Below are 23430 nucleotides of genomic sequence, written 5' to 3'. Positions count from 1 at the left end.
GCATACTTTGCGGTTAAATTTAAGTTCAAAGATTAAAAAAATATCCGTGTAAATCAGTTTAACCCGTGTCATCCGTGGGCAACATTTACACAAATCAAATAAAAAATAATTAAAATGGTTACAAAATTCAAAAACATTGTTTTCGCTATAATTATGCTAAGCAGTTTAGCGGTAATTTCGCAGGAAAAGAAAGTAAAACAAACTAGCACAGATTATACACAATATGTAAATCCGTTTATTGGATCTGCAGGACACGGACATGTATTTGTGGGCGCGAATGTTCCTTTTGGAGCTGTACAATTAGGTCCCGTAAATGTTTTTGAAGGTTGGGATTGGTGCAGCGGATACAACTATGCAAGTAATACAATTCTAGGATTCACGCACACGCATTTAAGCGGAACCGGAATTGGAGATTTAAATGATATTTTATTACTTCCTGTTTCTGGAAAAGTGCCACTAACCAAAGGAACAAAAGAAGATATGGCAACGGGTTACGGTTCTTATTTCTCTCATAAAAACGAAGTAAGTAAAGCTGGATATTACAGCGTTTTATTAGATAAATACAAAATCAAAGCTGAGTTAACCGCCAGCGAAAGAGTAGGTTTTCATAAATATACTTTTAATTCTACTACAGACAATCACGTTTTACTAGATCTTGCTGACGGAATTGGTTGGGATAAACCGGTAAAAACTTTCATCAAAAAGCTAAACGAAACAACGCTTGTAGGATACAGATATTCTGCGGGTTGGGCAGCTGATCAACGTATTTTCTTTACGATCGAATTTTCGGAACCAATTTCAAATATTGCACTTTACGACAATACAACGGCTGTTTCTGGAAACGAAGGAGAAGGTTTAAAAATGAAAGCAGTTTTAGATTTCAAGACTTTAAAAAACAAACAAGTTTTAGTAAAAGTGGGGATTTCTCCGGTAAGTTATGAGAACGCTTCTGCAAATATTAAAGCCGAGATTCCGGGTTGGGATTTTAATGCTGTAGCAAAAGAAGCGACTTCAAAATGGAATAAAGAGCTAAATAAAATTCAGATCAAAGGAGATGATAAAAACATGAAAGTTTTTTACACTGCTTTGTATCATACCATGTTTGCGCCTTCAATTTTCAATGATGTAAACGGAGATTATAGAGGAACAGACAAGAAAGTTTACGAAAAAGCAAATTTTACAAACTATACCACTTTCTCACTTTGGGATACTTATCGTGGTTTGCATCCTTTATACACAATTACGCAACCAAATAAAATCAACGATATCGTTAAATCATTTTTGGCAATCTACGAACAACAAGGCAGATTACCGGTTTGGCATTTAATGGGTAATGAAACCAATACGATGAACGGAAATCACTCAATCGCCGTGATTGTAGATGCTTACATGAAAGGATATAGAGATTACGATACCGCATTGGCATACGAAGCGATCAAAAAAACAGCCATGCAAACGCGTGACGGAATGGATTATGTTCAGAAACTAGAATATATTCCAGCTGATAAGATGTTGGAATCTGTTGGTAATGCTTTAGAATATGCAATTGATGATTATTGTGTGGCACAAATGGCAAAATCTTTAGGGAAAACCGATGATTATAATTATTTCATCAAAAGAGCCAATTTGTACAAATTATATTTCGATAAAGAAACCACATTCATGAGAGGAAAATTGACCGATGGAAATTGGAGAACACCATTTAATCCGCTTTCATCAGCGCATCGTAAAGACGATTATGTCGAGGGAAATGCATGGCAATATACTTGGTTAGTTCCTCAGGATCCTTATGGTTTAATTGAATTATTTGGAAGCGAAGATAAATTTTTAGCCAAATTAGATTCCCTTTTCTTAATCACAGATAAAGTAGAAGGAGAAGAAATTTCACCGGATATTAGTGGATTAATTGGTCAATATGCACAAGGAAATGAGCCAAATCACCATATTCCATATTTGTATGCTTATGCAGGACAACCTTGGAAAACGGCAAAACTAATTCGTGAAATCGATGATAAATTTTACTCGACAAAACCGGACGGATTATGCGGAAATGAAGATTTAGGACAAATGTCGGCTTGGTATATTTTATCGTCAATGGGATTCTATTCGGTTAATCCGGCAAACGGAATTTACGTTTTAGGAAGTCCGTTGGTAAATTCAGCTACGATTCATCATAAAGAAGGAATTTCGTTTACAGTAAACGCAATCGATAATAGCAAAACAAATATCTATATTCAAAAAGCAGAATATAACGGAAAACCTTATACAAAATCATACATTACACACGATATGATCGTAAAAGGTGGAGAATTAAAATTGTTTATGGGAAGTAAACCATCGACAACTTTTGGAGTGAAAAAAGAAGATAGACCTATTTAGATTTAAGATTTTAGAATATAGATTTTAGATTTAAGAAATTGGAACGTTGAGTTTCCTAACAGGTTTTTAAAACCTGTTAGGTATGATTTACAGTTTAAGATTTTAGGCTCACGGTAGCTTTGTCAAAGTTTTAAACTTTGACAAAGCTTAGACAAACAAGATTTAGATTAAAGAAATAAGAAGAGTTCAGCCACAGTTTTAGCTTAAAGCCTATAGCTTAAAGCGTAAAGCATAAAAATAAAAATATGAAAATAAAGAGTTTAATTTTTTTAGGGGTAATGCAATGTTTTTTTGCAGGAAACGCACAAGTTAAAACTTTAGATCCGGTAGAATATGTAAATCCTTTAATGGGAACACAATCTTTGCATAGTCTTTCGAACGGAAATACGTATCCTGCAATTTGCCGACCTTGGGGAATGAACTTCTGGACACCGCAAACCGGGAAAATGGGCGACGGTTGGGCGTATATTTACACTGCCGAAAAAATTAGAGGATTCAAACAAACACATCAGCCATCGCCGTGGATGAACGATTACGGACAGTTTTCGATCATGCCGGTAACCGGTAAGCTAACTTTTGCAGAAGACGAAAGAGGAAGCTGGTTCAGCCACAAAGCAGAGGTTTCTAAGCCGTATTATTATAGCGTATATCTTGCTGATTATGATGTAACGACCGAAATTACAGCAACTGAAAGAGCAGCACATTTTCAGATAACGTTTCCGGAAAATGAACAATCTTCTATTGTAATCGATGCTTTTGATAAAGGGTCTTACATTAAAATAATTCCATCAGAAAATAAAATTATAGGATATACAACTAGAAATAGTGGCGGCGTTCCAGAGAATTTCAAAAACTACTTTGTACTTCAATTCGATAAACCATTTGCTACTAATTATACTTGGCACGATAAAGTTTTAGAAAAAGACAAATTAGAATTAAAAGACAATCATGTTGGTGCAGTTGTAGGTTTTAAAACTAAAAAAGGAGAAATCATAAACGTAAAAGTTTCCTCTTCATTTATTAGCGCAGAACAAGCAGAATTAAATTTAAAAAACGAATTAGGAACTTCTTCATTTAATGAAACTGTAGCGCAATCAAAACAAGAATGGAATAAAGTTTTAGGAAAATTATCTGCCGAAGGTGGAAGCGAAGAACAACTAAAAACGTTTTACTCCAGTTTATATCGTACCGCTTGTTTTCCGCAGAAGCAATATGAAGTAAATGCAAAAGGAGAAATCGTGCATTACAGTCCGTATAATGGACAAGTTTTGCCGGGTTATATGTTTGCAGGAACAGGATTTTGGGATACTTTTCGTGCCTTATATCCTTTGTTAAATCTGGTTTATCCTTCGATAAATAAAGAAATGCAGGAAGGATTAATCAACGATTATAAAGAAGGTGGTTTCTTGCCGGAATGGTCAAGCCCGGGATTCAGAGATGTAATGGTTGGGAATAACTCTGCTTCTGTAGTTGCTGATGCTTATATCAAAGGATTGCGAGGATATGATATCAATAAATTGTATGAAGCTTTATTGCATGGCGCCAATAACGAAGGTCCATTAGAAGCTGTAGGGAGAAAAGGAGTGGAGTATTACAACACTTTAGGTTATGTTCCTTATGATGTAAAAATCAATGAAAATGCAGCCAGAACATTAGAATATGCTTACGATGATTTCTCGATCTGGAAATTGGCAAAAGCCTTAAATCGCCCTAAAAAAGAAATCAGTTTATATGAAAAACGAATGATGAATTATAAGAATCTTTATAATCCTTCAATTGGTTTAATGAGCGGTCGAAATAAAGACGGAAGTTTCCCAAAAGATTTCAATCCGTTTAAATGGGGAGATGCTTTTACCGAAGGAAATGCGTGGCACTATAGCTGGAGTGTTTTTCATGATGTTCATGGTTTGATTGATTTAATGGGCGGCGAGAAAAAATTCACCGCAAAATTAGATGCAGTTTTCTCCACTCCGCCAATTTTTGATGATAGTTATTATGGTGCAGTTATTCATGAAATCCGCGAAATGCAAATCATGAATATGGGACAATACGCTCACGGAAATCAACCCATTCAGCACATGATTTATTTGTACAATTATGCTGGTGAACCCTGGAAAACTCAATATTGGTCTCGTGAAGTGATGAACCGTTTGTATAAACCAACTCCGGACGGATATTGCGGAGATGAGGATAACGGACAAACTTCTGCCTGGTATGTTTTCTCAGCAATGGGATTTTATCCGGTTTGTCCCGGAACAGAAGAATATGTTCTTGGAGCACCATTATTTAAGAAATTAACCTTGCAATTAGAAAACGGAAAAAAATTAGTAATCAATGCACCAAATAATTCTGAAACCAATAAATATGTTCAGGATTTAAAGTGGAACAATGCAATTCATACCAAAAATTTCATCAATCATTTTGATGTATTAAAAGGTGGAGAGTTAAATTTTGACATGATTAGCAAACCTAATTTACAAAGAGGAACTTCGGCAAGTTCTTATCCATATTCTTATTCAACTTCAAAATAATACTATGCAATCACGTAGAAAATTTATAAAAAACACAGGGATTTTTTCAGCAGGATTATTAGCACTTCAAACCGATGTTTTCGGGATGAATTCAGATACTTTCAATTTCGCCTTAAAAGATTTTATTACCAAAAGACCACCTTTAGCCGAAAGAAAATTTACGAGTAAAGCTGTTGAGGCCGCAATCGTAAGAATCAAAAAGCAAATTGCAAATCCGGAATTGGCGTGGTTGTTTGAAAACTGTTTCCCAAACACATTAGACACAACCGTAGATTTTGAAATCATCGACGGAAAACCTGATACATATGTAATTACAGGAGATATCGATGCGATGTGGTTGCGTGATAGTACAGCGCAGATTTGGCCCTATATTCCGTTTGTCAAAGAAGATAAAAAATTGGCAGAATTGGTAAAAGGGGTTATCAATCGCCAAACCAAATGTATTTTACTTGATCCTTATGCAAACGCTTTTTATAAAGATTTTAATCAGGTAAGCGAATGGAAAAATGATATGACCAAAATGCAGCCTGGAATTCACGAACGCAAATGGGAAATTGACAGTTTGTGTTATCCAATACGATTGGCGCATGGCTATTGGAAGGAAACCGGAGACATCAGTTTGTTTGACAGTAAGTGGAAAGAAGCAATGCTTTTGGTTATTCAAACTTTCAAAGAACAACAACGCTGGACAGATAAAGGACCTTACAACTTCCAGAGAGTAACAGCTTGGGCTACAGATGGCGTACCTTTGGGAGGTTACGGATATCCTGTAAAACCATGCGGATTAATCGTTTCGACTTTTAGACCAAGTGACGATAGTACTTTGTTCGGGTATTTAATTCCGAGTAATATGTTTGCGATTGAAGTGCTTGGGTATCTTCAGGAAATTTTCTCTTTGCCAGCATTAAAAGATGATAATTTAGTAGCTAAAGCCAAAGAATTACAAGGACAAGTTCAGAAAGGATTAGAAGAAAACGGAATTATCGATCATCCAAAATTCGGAAAAATCATTGCTTTTGAAGTCAATGGTTACGGAAGTTTTCATATGATGGATGATGCTAATGTTCCTTCGTTATTATCATTACCGTATTTAGGCGCAATTGAGCCGGATAATCAGCTTTATCTGAATACCAGAAAAGTCGTGCTTTCAGAAAATAATCCGTTTTTCTATAAAGGAAAAGCGGGCGAAGGAGTTGGAGGTCCGCACACCGGAGTAGATACAATATGGCCAATGAGTATTGTTTTAAGAGCGATTACCAGTGTAGATGAAAATGAAATAAAACATTGTATCAGCAATTTGATTAAAACAAACGCCGATACAGGATTTATGCACGAATCTTTCCACAAAGACGATGTAACAAAGTTTACCAGAAAATGGTTTGCGTGGGCCAACACACTATTTGGAGAAATGATTGTTCATACCAGCATTCATTATCCCCAAATCTTAAAAGATAAAAACCTTTAAAATAAAATATCTGCCGTTAAAGAATCAGTAAAAATTAAGTTTTTTAAAATCAGGAAAAAATTACCCTTAAGAAATTAAGAAAAATTAAGCAGTCAGACTTAGTTTCTTAAGGATTTAAAAAATGAGAATCAAACTTAAAATTTCTTAATCTCTTAATGGTTCAATTCAAAAAAACAAAGAATGAATAAAGAATATGCCGTAGGAATTGATATTGGAGGCACACATATTACCACTGCTATTATAGATGTTAAAAACATGAAAGTAGTTGATCTTTCATTACATAAAGAATCATTTGACTCTAATTTGCCTGTAGATGAGGTAATGTCTATTTGGGAAAAAGCAATCCGTACTTCGATCAAAAATTCTAAAGTAGAAAATGTAATAGGATTATCAGTTTGTATGCCCGGTCCGTTTGATTATGAAAACGGAATTTGCTGGATAAAGGACCAGTCTAAATATGAACATTTTTACGGACTTAATGTTCGTTATTTATTTCAGGGGACGCTTAACCTGACAAGCAATTTTCCTATTCTGTTTGAAAATGATGCTGTTTGTTTCGGAAAAGGAGAAGTGTATAAAGATGCTCAAAATTTGTCTAAAAAAATAATGGCAATCACATTGGGCACCGGACTTGGAGCTTGTTTTATAGATAAAGGAGTTTCAATTGCTGCCGGAGAATCAGTGCCGGCAGATGGAGAAATTTATAACCTTGCTTTTAAGGAAAGTATTGCCGAAGATTATGTTTCGGCGAGAGGACTTTTACGACGTTATAAAAATTTAACGGGCAAAAATGCAAACAACGGATTAGAGATCTATAATCTGGCTGTTGACGGCGATGCAAATGCGGTAAAAGTATTTGAAGAAATGGGCGAAGATTTGGCCACAATAGTTATTCCGTGGTTACAAAAATTTGATGCCGACGGATTTGTTATTGGAGGGAAAATTGCAAATGCAAGCGAATTTTTTCTGCCTGCTTTCCATAAAAAAATTAAAGAAGCCGGAATCGAAATTACGGTTTCTATTTCTAAAGATAATGAAGAGGCAGCTTTAATTGGCGCTGTTAGTTTGCTTTATACAGCTAAGTTATAAACCATATAAGTTATATAAGTTCATGTAAAAGAATTTTTGAAAATTTGGCTTTAATTTTTTAGAAAGATATAAATGCCTGGAAATGTTCTAAATATTACTTATATAATTTAATTTTGAGTAACTATAACAGCCATCTTAAATGATCTTATATAACTTATATGGTTTAAAAATATTTTAATATGACACATTCAAATCGCAGAAATTTTATAAAAACGGCAGCAATAGCTTCAGTTGCTGTGGCATTGCAATCATTTAATTCAAATGATTCAAATTCAGAAGAAGAAAAAATACTGGTTTCCAAAAAAGGCAAAAAGCCAATTGTACTTTCGACCTGGCGATTTGGAATTCAGGCAAATGAAGCCGCATGGGAAGTTCTAAAAAATAAAGGAACCGCCCTGGATGCTGTCGAAGCAGGAGTTAAAATTCCCGAAGGCGACCCAAAAGAAAGAAGCGTAGGTTATGGCGGACGTCCGGATAGAGATGGTCGTGTAACGTTAGACGCTTGTATTATGGATGAAAATGCCAATATAGGTTCTGTTGCCTGTTTAGAATATATAAAACATCCCATCTCTGTTGCGAGAGCTGTAATGGAAAAAACGCCTCATGTAATGCTGGTTGGTGACGGAGCTTTGCAATTTGCTTTATCACAAGGATTCAAGAAAGAAAACTTATTGCTCGAAGAATCTGAAAAAGAATGGAAAGAATGGTTGAAAGACAGCAAATACAAACCAATTGCCAATATCGAAAACCATGATACAATTGGAATGATTGCGCTGGATGCCAACGGAAATCTTTCTGGCGCGTGTACCACAAGCGGAATGGCTTTCAAGATGCACGGGCGTGTTGGTGATTCCCCAATTATTGGTGCAGGCTTGTACGTCGATAACGAAATTGGAGCTGCCACAGCAACAGGTCACGGCGAAGAGGTCATCAGGATTACAGGCTGTCATTTAGTAGTGGAGTTAATGCGACAAGGCAAATCTCCTCAAAAAGCATGTGAAGAAGCTGTAGCCAGAATCGTAAAGCTGACTAAGAATAGAAATAAAGATTTAAAAGATATTCAGGTAGGTTTTATTGCCCTGAACAAAGCCGGAGAATACGGTTCATATTGTGTTCAGGGCGGTTTTAATTATGCCGTTTTTGATGATACAGGAAATAAATTAATCGATGCTGATTATTTCCTGAAATAAGATACTTAATTAGAGTATTGTTTTTTTAGAATGCGCAAAGGTCTTTTTGATTTTTGTGCATTTTTTATGGGGTTAGTTTTAGTTATAAACGTTAAAATTAGAAAATAAAATATTTAAATAGTTTAAAATATAAGATTTATCCTAAATTTGTATTTTAGTAACCGTAATCGTATAATTTATAAATTATCAACAACTAATTTGTAAGAATTTAAACAGATAAAAAGTGTAAAAAATTAGAATAATGAGGTTTACGAAATTGACTTTTTTGATCAAAAAACACTTTCGGAATTTTGTCCTATTAATATGCTTTTTATTTTATAAATAATTGTTTGTCAGTTGATATAAAATACTATTTTTGCGTTTTTTTAACATGGAAAAAATTACATCTTAATGCCTAAATTCAAGTTTCTTTTTTTATTATTATTCTTTATTTCGATATCATATTCTCAAACTAAACGTGCTACCGTTATGGTCAATGCAAGAGCACAAAAAGATAAGATTTTGATACGCTGGGCAGTTAACTCTCCTAGCGAATGGCAAAAAGCAAATAAAAAAGGATTTATAGTAACCAGAACCACCATATTACGTGATGGAAATGTTTTACAAAAACCTGAAAAAATAGTACTTACCCCAAAACCATTACTTCCTGAACCGCTGGATTCATGGATGGACCTGGTACAAAAAGACAATAATGCCGCTATTATAGCGCAATCTATTTACGGAGAAAGCTTTGAAGTAACTGCCGCTAAAGAAGGAGATCTGGCTAAAATAGTAAATATGGCTGATGAACTCGATCAGCGTTTTACATTTGCTTTATACGCCGCAGATATGAGTTTTACCGGAGCAGTAAAAGCAGGTTGGGGACTGGTGGATACCAACGTAAAGCAAAATGAAGTTTATGCGTATCAGGTAAGTGTTTTCGAAAGTCCAAAGGTTAAGGAATCCTCTTATATGATAGGATTAAAAGATTATAGTACACTTCCTGCACCAACTGATTTTATTGCAGTTCCTGACGACAAACAAGTACTGCTTTCCTGGGACTACCAAACCTTTAAAAGAATTTATACGTCATACATGGTGGAGAAATCTTCAGACGGAATCAATTTTGCCCCAATAGCCGCAACGCCATTGGTCAACCTGAATGATAAAGACGAACATCCGTCAAAAAGCATGTATTATATTGATACGCTGAGTGTAAACGATAAAGTATATCAATACAGGGTATACGGTATCACAGCATTTGGAGAAAAAGGAGAAATTTCAAAACCTATTACGGCAACAGGAGTAGCAGCAATAGTAACGCCGGCAAGACTGGTAGATTATAATATTGTAAACACCAACGAAGTTAATCTGGAATGGGATTATCCTGCAGCATCAGAAGGTTTTATTCAGGGGTACGAAATTAATTTGGCAGATAATGATAAAGGACCTTATAAAGTAGTTTCTAAAATTATTCCGCCATCCCAGAGAAAACTCAATTATAAAGAAAATTTATATCCCTCGAATTATTTTACCATCTCTGTTGTAGGCAAAAATAATCAGCGATTAACCTCTCAAAGTATGCTCGTTCAGCCAGTAGATTCTATTCCGCCGGCAAAGCCTACAGGTCTTGAAGGTGTAATAGACAGCCTTGGAGTCGTTCGGTTAAAATGGAAAGCAAACACTGAAAAAGATTTAAGAGGATATCGAATTTTAAAAGCCAATAATAAAGGAGAAGAGTTTGTAGATATCTACCATCAATCGTATGTGGGTACTGATTATAAAGACAGCGTAAGCCTGAAAATGACGAATAGCAAAGTGTATTACAGACTTGCTGCTGAGGATATGCGTTTTAATATTTCGGACTTGTCTGATGTATTGGCTTTAGACAAACCGGATAAAATTCCGCCTGCCGCACCTATTTTTAAAGATTACGATAATAAAGATGGCAAAGTACATCTTAAATGGATTCGCAGTTATAGCGAAGATGTCGTAGGATATAGCTTAAGAAGGAGGGAGAAAGGACAAGAAAAATGGCTGGAAATTAAACAGATAAATGATACCATTCAGGAATTTACAGATGATAAGGTAGAGAATAAAAAAATATACCAATATGCTATTCTGGCTAAGGACAAAAGCAATCTCTGGTCGTCATTAGATCATTCGACCGTAACGGTAAATGTTTTGAATTTTACACCAGTCAAAGTCATTACATTTTTGCAGGGAGTGGCTGACAGAGAAAATAAAAAAATAGTCCTGACCTGGGATTATGCAAAAAACAAAGGCAAAGTCTTGGGAGTAAGTATTTATAAAAATACAAAAGGAACTCCGCCAACGTTGTGGAAGGAATTGAACAGCAATGTTTTGACTTTAGAAGATAAAAATTTAAACATCAATCAGGAACTCGAATACCATTTTGTTCCTAATTTAGAAAGTGATAGTCCTGCAAAAGCAGAAACCCTAACCGTTATATATTAAGCCTATGAAGAAGATTTACTTATTGATAATTTTATTGGTTTCAGGATTTGGTTTTGCGCAGGTAAATTTAAGCGGAACCGCAAATTATGCATTAAAAATTAGCGGACAAGTAGGAGCTGATGGAAGCTCGTGTGGAAATAATGTAACGAGAGGTTTACAATGGGTCGCATCTATAGATAAAAATAATGCTGCTAAAACAATTGTTCAGGGGTCAGCATCTTATCCAAATAATGGAAACGGATTAACAGATCAAACATTTGCTCCCGCTATTGTAACTTTTAAAGAAAATGACAAAATAAAAGAAATTAAAATTAGGACTACAAAACGAGATAGAGGAACTGGAGGATGTAAGGATGTACAATATAGCGATGCATCTATTTCAGTAACAACAGATAATTACAGTCAATATTTTAATTTTTCAGATTTAGGTTTAAATCAGTCAGGAAATATTCAGGTTGATGTATATCCCGTTATTGATTTAATTAATCCTGTTGCTATCAATAATATAGTTGGTACGGAAAGTTCTATTGTTGTTCCGCCAATAACCGGGATAGATCAAAAGTATTTTAATTGGATGTATCATATTGATGGAGAACAAGAAAGGGTTCGAGTTGGTATAAGATGGGTTTATAGGGATGTTTGGAGAAGTTTGCCTGCTGAATATCAGGGTAAAAACTCATTGAATATATTGTGTAAAAACTTTTTAGCTATTGAAGCAGTTGGTAAAAAAATCACTTTAAGAGCAAATGCTACTGGTACAAGAGTCGAATTACTTTATGCTAAATCAGCTCCGCATATTGCTTCAGTCGATGCTGTTCAAACCAGATGTTTTGATACTCAGGATGGAAGGGCAATAATAAAATTTAGCTCAAAATTAGTAACAGGAGAAACTTTAAGATGCTCTGTTAAAAGTTATGATCCTGATACAGGTCAACCACAAGAAACATTTTACTCAACACCAGATGGAGAATCAATTACAATTGGAGATGATTTAACATACGAAATTCCGGTTGATTTTCCAAAAGGAAAGTATCTTATTGCATTGATAGGCTGGTACAAAGAGCCAAACAAAACGGGTGCAAATACGTATGTAATGGATCCTGAACACCAGAAGGAATTCATTATAACCTCGCCTACTCCGGTTGATTTTTCTATTACCAAAAAAAATGATATTAATTGTTTTGGTGGTAAAGATGGGGCAATTGATATAGTGGCTACAGGAGGTATTGATAATGGTATCTATCAATATTCATCAAATGCAGGTTCTTGGATTACTTTTTTAAATGGTGATAAAACTACAATCTCCGGTCTTGGTTTAGGTACTTATGCTGTAAAAGTGAGAAAATTAAAAAATTCTACTGATACTGTAGGTTGTATAGCAAAGGATGCAGATGATAATGAGAAAGTATTACCAGAAACTATTAGTCAGCCTGATAGTGCACTTCAGTTAGTTAAAATTACACCATTTAATCCTACTTTTAATAAAGCCGAAAACGGTAAAATTGTAGCTTTAGTTACCGGAGGAACTCTAATTAACGGAAATTCGTATTCGTACCAATGGAAAAACAGTAAAAATGACGTTATAGATGCCAGTAAAACATCCACACAATTTTTGAATAATATTGTTACGATTTCCTTAAATAATGTACCGGAAGATACGTATACCTTATTCGTTAAAGATCAAAGAAATTGTACTTTAGATCCTGTTGCGATACCTTCTTTGGTGGTTATTTTAGATGATCCGGAACCCATCGAAATAACATTAGAAACTATTCAGGGAATTTCTTGTAATACGGCAAATTTAGATCCGGTTAAAAATCGTGATAAATCGTCAGACGCTATTATAAAGGCAACCGTAAAAGGAGGAATTCAGTTTGTAGCACCTGCAAATAACGGGTTACCTTATAAATTTACTTGGTCAAAATACAATACGGTAACAAAATTATGGGATAAGTTAGAAGATTATAAAACAGCTACTGCTAATGAATTTAGCGAAGGAGACTATTCGCTAAATGTTGAAGATGCAAACGGAATCGTTCAGGGAACTTATAATACGACAGATTTAGTAACAGCAATTCCAGCGATAGAAAAAATTGCAGAACCTGCACAACTTGTATTGGCATTTACCTCAGGAGATGTTTCCTGTTATGAGGGCAATAACGGTTGGGCAATAGCAAGCGTTACAAAAGGAAAAGCACCGTATAAATACACATGGTATGGCGTAGATGGAGGAACTATCGACGAAAATAAAATAGCAAAGCTAGTAAAAGGAGAATATTTTGTTGAAGTAACAGATGATAATGGCTGTTTTGTAAAAGGCAGTATTGTCATTGACGGACCAACAGCTCCTGTAAAAATCTCCTATAAAGAAATTTTTACCCCTACTTTTTCAGGTGCGACCAATGGTAGAATTATAGCAGAAATTACCGGAGGAACACCATTTGATCCAGCATTGAATAATGGGAAATTATACAATTACGAATGGAAAAATACAGCAGGAACAGTACAAACTGTCACTGCCGCAGTAGAAAACGGAATTTATACGATTACCTTAAACGGAGTTCCGGCTGATGATTATTTTTTAACCATTAAAGATAAAAATTATGACGAAGCAACCAGTCAAATCGTTAATTGCTCCATATTAGAGTCAAAAGTGACACTAAACGAACCGGATCCTTTAAAAGTTGTTTTTGAGGTTGTTCGTGATATTTCGTGTAACACAAGCAACGAATTTGGCAATAGTAAAGATACAACACCAACTGATGGTCAGCGTGATGAATCGCAAGACGGAATTTTAAAGGCACATGTTTCAGGAGGAACTCCGCTTGCAGCAGATAAAAATAACGGATTACCATATTATTTTTATTGGAAAAAGCAACAACAAGATGGTACCTGGATAGCTTTAGCTGACATTACAGGCGAAACAGCATCAAATCTTTCTCACGGAAATTATGCTCTTAACGTAGAAGACAGAAACGGAATCAGGTTAGGAACTTATGTAAATAATGTATTAACTCAGGAAATTGACGTTACAAAATTTATGCAGGAACCACCAAAATTGTCTGTAACCATTACTAAAGGAAATGTTTTTTGTAATGGAGGAAACGACGGTTGGGCTACTGCAAATGTTACAGGAGGAACATTTCCTTATGAATATAAATGGTCGAATGGAGTAGAGATTGATAAAAATACAGTTCTAAAAGTGGGTACCTATACGGTATATGTTACAGATTTTAAAAAATGTACCACACAGGCAACTGTTATTATTTCAGAACCTGCTGCACCATTAGCTATTAAATATACGCAAGTTCTTGATCCGAGTTTTTACAAAGCGACTAACGGAAAAATTGTAGCAGAAGTGACCGGAGGTACTATTTTACCGGACAACACCTATTGGTTTGAATGGAAAAACAGTAAAGGAATTGTACAAACTACCACAACAGCCAGTTTTAATAATGGCGTTTACACCATCTCCCTAAACGGAGTAGGCGAGGAATTGTACAGCTTAACAGTTCGTGATGCAAATTATAATGCGGCAACAAACAAAACAAGCTGTACCGTTGCAAACTCTGTTACTGCTTTAGACGATCCGGATCCGCTTGAAGTTACTTTTGAGGTCGTTCGTACTATTTCGTGTAACGCAAGCAATGAATTTGGAAATGAAACAGATGCAAATCCGCAGGACAATCAAAGAGACGAATCTCAGGACGGAATTTTAGTAGCACATGTCAAAGGAGGAATTCAGTTAGCAGCCAATAAAAATAACGGATTACCTTATTATTATACCTGGAAAAAACAAGTTGGTAATTCCTGGATTATCTGGAACGATCATGATGAAACAGCCGAAAATATATCTAACGGAATCTATGCACTGAATATTGAAGATGCAAATGGAATAAAACTGGGAACGTATGTTAATAATATTCTGGTAAAGGAAAATGATGTCACACAAGATATGCCGGAACCTGTAAAATTACAGTTAACGTTTACCAAGTTTGATGTAGGTTGTACAACAGGAGATGACGGTTGGGCAGAAGCGCATGTTTCAGGCGGAACTCCGCCTTATACCTATGAGTGGACGAATGGCGGGACAACAGCCAAAATAGAAAACATTACCACAAACAATTACTTTGTTAAGGCAACCGATGCAAAAGGATGTATCATTCAGGGAAGTATTTTTGTAGGTGATCCTAACGGAATATTTACTACAGAAACCATCAAAAATCCTACTTGTTATAAAGGAAATGATGCCTCGATAGTATTAAATGTTACAGGCGGAAATTTACCTTACAGCTATTTATGGAATACGGGAGCCACTACCAAAGACCTGAACAATCTTACAGCAGGAAATTATGAAGTTGCTATTACCTGTCCGGATTGTTGTGTCTATAAAAAGAGATTTGTTTTAAAAGATCCCGAAGCTGTTATAGTTAATATAGGTCCTGACAGAACCTTATGTATCGATCAGAATATGGATTTAAACGCTGCAATTGCAGATCCAAAAGCACAATACAGCTGGACCTCTACAAACGGGTTCACTTCGAATGAAGCCAAAATAAATGTATCAAAAGCCGGAACCTATCACGTAAAAGTAACTTCAGGTTTAGGATGTATTGGCGAAGACGAGATTGTAATAAAAACAAGCCAGACAGCGATTAGTTCTGAGTTTTTATTGAGCTCACAAGCCTATCTGGACGAAGAAGTTATTTTAATAAATACCAGTAATCCGTTTGGCGAAAGTACCAATTGGGTCATCCCGAAAGGCGTGAAAGTAGTCGAACAAAAAGAAAAATACATCACACTTAAGTTTGATGCCACTGGTGTTTATTCTATTGGTTTAGAGCAAACGCAAGGAGAATGTTATGCCGTATACAGTAAAAATATTACCGTAGAGCAGCGAAGCGGTTTACCAAATACAGGTACAACATCGCAGTTTATTGTAGATTTTATCGTAACCCCAAACCCAAGTAATGGTAATTTTAAAGCACACATTACTTTAGAAAAAGACAGCTCAGTAAATCTAAGACTGTTCTCGACAACGGGACAAAATACAATGATCCAGAAAAACGGATCCGGGAAAAAGAAGTATGAAATAGATTTTGAGACCACATTAGGATCTGGAATGTATGTTTTAGTATTAGAAACAGGGCAACAAACACTGGTTAAAAAAATTATCATCTATTAAAAAATGAAGAACCTTTTCAAGAACATATATGTATTAGTTCTGTTACTTTTTAGTGCAGCGGGATATTCACAATTATATCCGGTTCAGGTAACACCTGTTTTTAATAGTCCGTATAGTGTCAAAATATCAGATTATGCCACTAGCATGGATACTAAAATGCAGTTGCTAATTAATCCTACAGATATTGCGATATCGCAAAGACAGGTACGTATAAAATTGTACATACAAGGTAACGGACTTAACATACAAAGCAGCGATTTTATACAAGGACAACGCCCAATTTTTATCAATGGAGGTGAATTACAAACACTGACGAATACTGATATTGCAGCACTTTTCAGGCTTGAAAACCTACAAGGAATTTCTCCCGTACAATATGCCAATCCGTTGCCGGAAGGAATGTACAATTTTTGTTTTGAGCTGTACGATTTTGTAACCAACCAGAAGATCTCACAAAAAAGCTGTGCCAGTTTATATTTGATCTTAAACGATCCGCCGTTATTAAATACGCCGCAAAAAAACGAACAAATTGCCTCGACAGAGTTTCCTAATATTTTATTTACCTGGACACCACGCCAGATCAATGCAACCAATATCTCGTATAAGTTCGAGTTAAAACAACTTATCGATCCTACATTAGATCCGCAGTTTGCGTTTCAGATGTCTCCCATTTTATATGAGGAAACCCTTTTTTCGACTGCTTTATTGTACAATTTAAGCATGCCAATTCTTACTCCCGGTCTTCGATATGCCTGGAGAGTACGCGCAATTTCTACAACGGGACTTTCAGAGAATGCTGTTTTTAAAAATGACGGATACAGCGAGATATACTCGTTTAAATATACTGCTTCATGTACCGCTCCAACGTTTTTATTAAGCGAATCCCAGAATTCTAAAAGTGTAAAAATCACCTGGCAGGGAGTGCCGGAACATACACGTTATCAGGTACAATACAAAAAACAAGATGTGCCTAATGCACAATGGTTTTCGACCAATAGTTTAAACACACAAAGTTTAATCACCAATTTAGAGCCGGGAATTACGTATCAATTTAGAGTAGGTTCAAGCTGTGATCCCGCAGCCGATGGTATTCAGTCATTTACTTATTCAGGAGTCAGCACTTTTACAACACCTGTAGAAACTAGTGGAGTTCCGGCATATAATTGTGGTATTGTGCCTCAAATTAATATTGAGAATCAAAATCCACTTTTAAATTTAATTGAAAGTGAAACTTTTAAAGCCGGGGATTTTCCAGTTACTGTTTTAGAATTGGAAGGCAATGGACCTTATACGGGAAAAGGTTATATTATAGTACCCTACTTAAATGAGACTAAAATAGCAGTACAATTTGATAACATTACGATCAATACAGATTATCAATTGATCGATGGTGTTGTTGTAACTGTTTATGACCCCGATTGGAAAAATGTGGTAGGGGATCCAGTAATAGAAGATATTTTTGATCCACAAACAGAAGGTGAAGAGGTTGCCGAGGCAAGTACAGAAGATCAAACTGAAAATAAAACGGATCCTAAAAATGTTGATGAATCTACAAATCCCGATCAGAATACAGATAATAAAGATCCAGATACAACAAATGAAAATCCTATAGTAACTACTGACCCTGTAGATAATCAAGATACTGAAACAGGAGCAGATAAGGTGAATGAACCCACAAGTCCGAACAATAATTCAGGAGTTGAAAACGCTGGTAATCCGGCGACAGGAAAGGGGTATTTTGTTGAGTATAGAAATAAAAAATATTATAATAATGATAAAATAAATATTCCTTTTAGTAGGAATGGGTTAGTTAGTAATCGATTTAAAATGAAAGAATTTGAAAAAGATATTAATGTAAAATATGAATTAAGTTATGAAAGTGAAAAAGGTGTAATATCTGAGAATGTTGGAGGCAATAACTATTTAAAGAAAATTGAATCTATAAAAGAAGCAGATTTTATATTTCGCTATGACAATACCTTTAAATATCAACTAAAATCTGTTGCTGATATTGATAAAAAGCCTGATTTGTCAAATGAAATTAATTTGATTGTTAAGCCTGTTCAATTAAAATTTTTAAAAGCAATTGATAATTCTGATAAAGATAATACTAAAAGAGTTGCTAGTGCAACACAAACATTATATTATGTAGATAAAAGTCCGAACACAAAGGATAATAGAAGAACTAAATTTTCGATTGGTTTTAGTATACCGATAGACGAGGTTCCTTCACAAAATATAAAATGGAAATTTAATGAGGATTACAAGCCAGAATATCAAGGCTTAGAATCTATGGATTATGTGTATATGTATGACAACTTAAAAGATGTAAAAGTAAAGTCAATAGTAGGGTACCCAACTGAAAGTATTATGAATGTTAATGTTAAGTGGGTTGATAAGAATGCAGTAGCTTGGTCTTTTGTTCCAGCAGGAATCAGTCAAGCTATTAATAGCTCCTTTGAGGAGATAGATGGAAATTTGAAAAAATTAGATAGATATGTAAAAATTAGCAAATTTTTAAAGCTTAAAGTTGATAAGGTTAAAATAAATGGATCAAAATATAATGAGGAAGATAGTGAGTCAAGACTTTATAAGAAAATGGAAGTATCTTCTGTTTCAGGTGGTTTTGTAGTGGAAACTCCTGAAAAAGTAATTCCAATACCAGCACTGGCTGTGTTGTCAAGGGCTGAGATAGTAGATGTAGGATTATATTTTAAAGCATCATTTGGAGTTGAGGTTGAAGGAGGTGTTGAGAGATATATATTGGCAGAGCAAACAAAATATGTTAATAATAAAAAAGCATTTTTTAAAATTGGTCCTAAAGGCACAATTACTGCAGGTATAAAAGCAGAGTTGTTAATTGCAAAAGATCAAGTAACGTTTGATGTGCGTGGTGGGGCTGAAGTAAGTTTAAAAGGGGATATAAATTACAATTTTGCCGATAAAAAATTGGCTGGAGAAATTTACTTTCCACCAGTCATTTTCTTTGCTAATGTTCAAATAGAAACTAAAGGTTTTATTGAGTTTGAATTAGTTGATTACCAAAAATCTTTAGAAGTAACAGATAAATTTACAATTTATGAGTACAACAAACAGTTTTAGTGAAAGTTTTAAGGGAATTATTATATTAGCTTTTATATCTTTTTCAACTTTTTTTATTTTTTTAATTTCATTTGAATTTTATGACAATTGTAAAATTATATATAATCAGAGTGACATAACAAAGATTAAGGTTAAAATAGATTCATTGCAGATATCAAGTAACAGAACCGGAAAATCATCATCAAACTCATCATCAAGAAATTATTATTTTAATAAAGGTTTAATTTTTCAAGTGCCGGAAACGAAAGGTTTTTTATTAAAATATGAAAATCCCACAGAACAAATTAATGATTATATGCAAAAACATAAAGACTCTTTAAATTTATGGGTTTTAAATAAGAAAGCAGTAAAATATGCTTATGATGACGAAAAAGAAATAAATGTTTCGTTAGAAGAAAGTAATAATAGGATGATTATTTTTTATTTTATCCTTTATATAATTTCAATGTTAATTATAAAATTTAAATTTTAAAAATGAATAAATCAATTATAGTACTTGTTTTATTAATTGTTTTTTGCAAAAAAACATATGCACAGAATGATCCAAATCTTATTCTTGGAAAAGAGGATGAGTCAGAGCTATCTTTCCATGTTTATGATTCTTTGGTTATAAAAAAAGATTATTTAAAATTGGAAGAGGTCAAAAATGATACTCCTGAAAATCTAATGAGATCAATACTTTCCGCAAGTAGTCAAGAATGGATTGATTATAATACATTAGGAGGAAGTATTAAATCAAGTAAAAGAAAAGAAGATTATTTTGTAAAAATTAAACAGATGAGTATTGATAAAAATTATATTAAGTTAATACATAAAGTTTCTCTTTTAATCAATAATACACCAACTGAAATAATTAAATTTTATTTTAAACAAGAAAATACCAAAGATGTATCTGGTTGTTATGTTTTACAAAAAGTTAATGATCGTTGGTATAAAGTGTCAAATAATACAACATCTAATCTTTCGATAATTGTAATGAGATTAAAAACCAATGTTCTTATTGAGTTGTTTTCAGGAAAAACATCGAATATTTTAACTAAAGAATTATATAATGCAATTAACTCGGGTGGGTATATGGACTTAAGTAAACTCGAAAATATTTTTTTTTCATGGTATAGTCCAGTTAAAAAAAATGAAAAACTTAATTTATTCATAGATTCTAAAACTTGGTAAAATGAAAAACATTTTAATCTTAATTATTCTACTAATTTTTCAAAAATCAATTAGTCAAAATAAAATTGTAACAAAAGCAAAATTTTTAAATGTTTTTGATCTTACAAATGCTTACGATTATACGCAAGAAGATAACGATACACTTATTAATAGTAAAGTAATATCAAAATTGCCCGAAAGTATATTGGAATCTGGAAAAGGGATTTCAATAAAGCTATTAACTAAAATTAAAATAATTTATAATAATGAAGAGCACATTTATATTAAATACTCTGAAAAAAGAGATAATATATCTACTTTGAAAATAATAGATATTTTATCTCTAAATGGTGCATTTATGAAGAATGAATCAGTTAATATACTTTTCGATCCAGTAAAAAAAATAATGAATTCAGTCAATGCAAATTTAATGTTTGAATTCTATAACAAAGAAGATGATGTTTCATATCCTGAGGTTAATAAATTGAAACCTCTTGTGAAATCATCAAATGGAATTCTTGATATTAATAAACTTGCAGATGTAATTGAAAAGAATAAAATAGTATTATCGAAATATTTATCAAAATAGAATAAATAACTTCCTCTGCAGATATTAGCATATTACAAAGGAATGTAAGTTTCGTATAAAAAAAATGAGAAAATTTTCTTTATTGATTTTTTAAATGGGTTTGTTATAGTTAGTAGTTCTTCACTTTACAAACAACAGATGAAGGCAGTTCGTGGATTCTTGATTATACACACGATCAGCCTATAAAAAATATCTCCTATAAAAACAATGCTATTTGGGCTATTTCATCTGATAAAATAATCAAACGCTATTTGTAATTTTTAGCAGAAAAATAAAAGATTAAAAAAATATTTACAGCCCAAAAAAAGCTGTAATGTTTTAAAATAAACTGAATGAAAAAAACTTTACTCTTACCTCGCTCTGCGAAGTCTCCTGACTTCGCAGCTATTGGTTACAAATAAGATATAAGTTCGTGTTGAATAAAAAAATAAGATACGTTCATTGACATAATAAATATACACAGTTTACTAAGATATATTGATTGAAACGCGTACTAAGTCAGGAGACTTCGCACAGCGGGGGTATTAGCACAATGGATTTTACAACATCAATATGGATATCAGCCATTTGATGATTTTTTAATATATACTGTAAAAATGAAAAAAACATGGAAAAAATAAATACTTTTTTATTACGCTTATTAGTTTCAGAAATTGGAGCAATTTTTTTTCTATTAATTTATATTGCCATTTTAATGAAAAACAATAAAATTGGTATTATTTTCATAATATTTTTTTTTATCCTCATTTTTATCTCAATTATCAACTTAATATTAGCATTATTGTTTCATGCTATGGATATTTCAAAGAAATCATCAATAATTACTTTTGTAATTACTATTACTATTATAATTATTTTATATAAGAAATCATTATGAGAATTACGAAGATCAATATCGTCCAATTAGCGAAAAATCATTTATTGGAAGAAACATAGAAGCAATACTAATTTTTTTAGGCTTAATTATAAATCAATTATTAATTGATTTATATTATATGATTTGGCAGAAAATGAAAAAATTATGGAAAAAATAAAGCTAATATTGAAACATTTTTTAATTGCAGAACTAATATCAATAGTTACAGTTATAATAAGTGGATTTTTTTTGATTAATGAAGACTCAGGAGGATTTATTTCAATATTTATTATCATTTTATATATAATTTATGTAACTAAATGGAATATATTTTTGTCTTTTGTTTTTTATTATATCAATGATAATATAACAAAAACAATCTCATTAATCAGTATTGTTATATTGTTTTTAGTAGCTATATATTTATCGTATTATCGGAATTATTATCAGAGTCTTTCCTTAGATAAATACCCTAATTCATTTATGAGGGACAATATAGATAAAGTGTTAATTTTTTTGAGCTTAATTATAAATCAATTTTTAATGAAGTTTTAATATTTAATTTGGGATAAAATCAAACTAAGAAAACATTAAGCATATGTTTAATTTAGAATGCACAGAGATGTTAAAAGAAAACAATAAGTTCATTGAGATAGAAAACATACGCAGTTTACTGAGATAATATTTGAACAAGTACTAAATCAGGAGACTTTGCACAGTTAGTGTCCATTAAATAATTAATTTAAATGAAAGCAGTAAAAATTATATGGATCCTATCAGTAGTAGTGATATTCCTTTTCAATTTGTTCTTTGATGGATATCGAATATTTGATTATGCTTTAGGTAATTATTCAGTACGGAAAATGACAATTATTAATTCTTCATACAATGTGACATCAAAAAGAAAGAGTTTGACTATTGATGGAAGTGTTAATGAAGGGAAAGTGTATTTTTCAAGATTTGATGAGGATATAAATGAATTATATAATTTTTATCCATCTCTTTCTTCGAAAATTAAAAATACTCCGATAATAAATGTTTTAAAATTTAAACATTCTAACAATGTAATATTACTTGATGATGATGAATTTATACAATGGAAAAAACATTTGCTTATTTATTGTTCTTATATGTTTTTTTCAGTAATATTTTTTATTTTATTTAAATTATATAAAAATTAAATAATAGAATAAATCTTAAAACATCATGTAAAAAGTAATATTTATCTTATTTTATGTTTTAACTTAGCAGAGTTAATAATAAATATAAAATAATAAAAAGGAGAAGTTAAATCAATCGACAGAGAAAATAAATTGTAAATCCGTGCATCAAATCCGGATAATAAAAAAGAGATGCTTGAACAAGTTAAGCAACAAAAAATAAAATTAGAAATATATAAACAAGAATAAAAAAATGAAAAAGAGAATTCTATTAG

The 23430-nt window shown here is 33.0% G+C and carries 12 protein-coding genes; all 12 read left to right on the top strand.

Annotated features, from left to right (window positions below):
- Positions 1–114 precede the first annotated feature (114 nt).
- The 12 genes from BXU01_RS18165 to BXU01_RS18100 all read left to right on the top strand — a co-directional run bounded on the left by BXU01_RS18165 (position 115) and on the right by BXU01_RS18100 (position 23176).
- Positions 115–2379: a GH92 family glycosyl hydrolase gene (locus BXU01_RS18165; RefSeq protein WP_083694538.1), complete on the top strand. Its 2265-nt coding sequence runs from the start codon at positions 115–117 to the stop codon at positions 2377–2379.
- A gap of 245 nt (positions 2380–2624) precedes the next feature.
- A complete protein-coding gene (locus tag BXU01_RS18160; RefSeq protein WP_083694535.1) occupies positions 2625–4910 on the top strand; it encodes a GH92 family glycosyl hydrolase in 2286 nt (761 codons plus the stop codon).
- A 4-nt stretch (positions 4911–4914) separates the two neighbouring features.
- Entirely contained in the window at positions 4915–6375 is a 1461-nt protein-coding gene (locus BXU01_RS18155) for a glycoside hydrolase family 125 protein (RefSeq protein ID WP_083694532.1), read from the top strand.
- A gap of 180 nt (positions 6376–6555) precedes the next feature.
- Positions 6556–7464 (top strand): ROK family protein, encoded by a 909-nt coding sequence (locus tag BXU01_RS18150; RefSeq protein ID WP_083694529.1) that lies wholly within the window; start codon positions 6556–6558, stop codon positions 7462–7464.
- A gap of 179 nt (positions 7465–7643) precedes the next feature.
- Positions 7644–8654: an isoaspartyl peptidase/L-asparaginase family protein gene (locus tag BXU01_RS18145; protein ID WP_083694527.1), complete on the top strand. Its 1011-nt coding sequence runs from the start codon at positions 7644–7646 to the stop codon at positions 8652–8654.
- A gap of 468 nt (positions 8655–9122) precedes the next feature.
- On the top strand, positions 9123–11111 hold the full coding sequence (locus BXU01_RS18140) for a fibronectin type III domain-containing protein (protein WP_206196628.1): 1989 nt from the start codon (positions 9123–9125) through the stop codon (positions 11109–11111).
- A gap of 4 nt (positions 11112–11115) precedes the next feature.
- Positions 11116–16296: a T9SS type A sorting domain-containing protein gene (locus BXU01_RS18135; RefSeq protein ID WP_083694521.1), complete on the top strand. Its 5181-nt coding sequence runs from the start codon at positions 11116–11118 to the stop codon at positions 16294–16296.
- Positions 16297–16299: 3 nt separating this feature from the next.
- Positions 16300–19398, top strand: coding sequence for a fibronectin type III domain-containing protein (locus BXU01_RS18130; protein ID WP_083694519.1), 3099 nt, complete (start codon positions 16300–16302; stop codon positions 19396–19398).
- A complete protein-coding gene (locus BXU01_RS18125) occupies positions 19376–19870 on the top strand; it encodes a hypothetical protein (RefSeq protein ID WP_083694516.1) in 495 nt (164 codons plus the stop codon). The genes BXU01_RS18130 and BXU01_RS18125 overlap by 23 nt, the downstream gene beginning before the upstream one ends.
- 2 nt (positions 19871–19872) lie before the next feature.
- Positions 19873–20571: a hypothetical protein gene (locus tag BXU01_RS18120; protein ID WP_083694514.1), complete on the top strand. Its 699-nt coding sequence runs from the start codon at positions 19873–19875 to the stop codon at positions 20569–20571.
- Between the two features lies 1 nt (position 20572).
- The gene (locus tag BXU01_RS18115) at positions 20573–21139 is read left to right on the top strand and encodes a hypothetical protein (protein ID WP_083694511.1); all 567 of its coding nucleotides are present in this window, start codon (positions 20573–20575) and stop codon (positions 21137–21139) included.
- A 1602-nt stretch (positions 21140–22741) separates the two neighbouring features.
- Entirely contained in the window at positions 22742–23176 is a 435-nt protein-coding gene (locus tag BXU01_RS18100; protein WP_083694504.1) for a hypothetical protein, read from the top strand.
- Positions 23177–23430 lie beyond the last annotated feature (254 nt).

The sequence above is a fragment of the [Flexibacter] sp. ATCC 35103 genome, assembly GCF_001975985.1.
GTDB lineage: Bacteria > Bacteroidota > Bacteroidia > Flavobacteriales > Flavobacteriaceae > Flavobacterium.
The sequence above is the reverse complement of the archived record's forward strand: the minus strand, read 5'-3'. Positions and strand labels throughout refer to the sequence as shown.

Coding starts and splice junctions, on each gene's coding strand:
- BXU01_RS18165 (WP_083694538.1), top strand. CDS start 115: ATGGTTACAAAATTCAAAAACATTGTTTTCGCTATAATTATGCTAAGC.
- BXU01_RS18160 (WP_083694535.1), top strand. CDS start 2,625: ATGAAAATAAAGAGTTTAATTTTTTTAGGGGTAATGCAATGTTTTTTT.
- BXU01_RS18155 (WP_083694532.1), top strand. CDS start 4,915: ATGCAATCACGTAGAAAATTTATAAAAAACACAGGGATTTTTTCAGCA.
- BXU01_RS18150 (WP_083694529.1), top strand. CDS start 6,556: ATGAATAAAGAATATGCCGTAGGAATTGATATTGGAGGCACACATATT.
- BXU01_RS18145 (WP_083694527.1), top strand. CDS start 7,644: ATGACACATTCAAATCGCAGAAATTTTATAAAAACGGCAGCAATAGCT.
- BXU01_RS18140 (WP_206196628.1), top strand. CDS start 9,123: ATGGTCAATGCAAGAGCACAAAAAGATAAGATTTTGATACGCTGGGCA.
- BXU01_RS18135 (WP_083694521.1), top strand. CDS start 11,116: ATGAAGAAGATTTACTTATTGATAATTTTATTGGTTTCAGGATTTGGT.
- BXU01_RS18130 (WP_083694519.1), top strand. CDS start 16,300: ATGAAGAACCTTTTCAAGAACATATATGTATTAGTTCTGTTACTTTTT.
- BXU01_RS18125 (WP_083694516.1), top strand. CDS start 19,376: ATGAGTACAACAAACAGTTTTAGTGAAAGTTTTAAGGGAATTATTATA.
- BXU01_RS18120 (WP_083694514.1), top strand. CDS start 19,873: ATGAATAAATCAATTATAGTACTTGTTTTATTAATTGTTTTTTGCAAA.
- BXU01_RS18115 (WP_083694511.1), top strand. CDS start 20,573: ATGAAAAACATTTTAATCTTAATTATTCTACTAATTTTTCAAAAATCA.
- BXU01_RS18100 (WP_083694504.1), top strand. CDS start 22,742: ATGAAAGCAGTAAAAATTATATGGATCCTATCAGTAGTAGTGATATTC.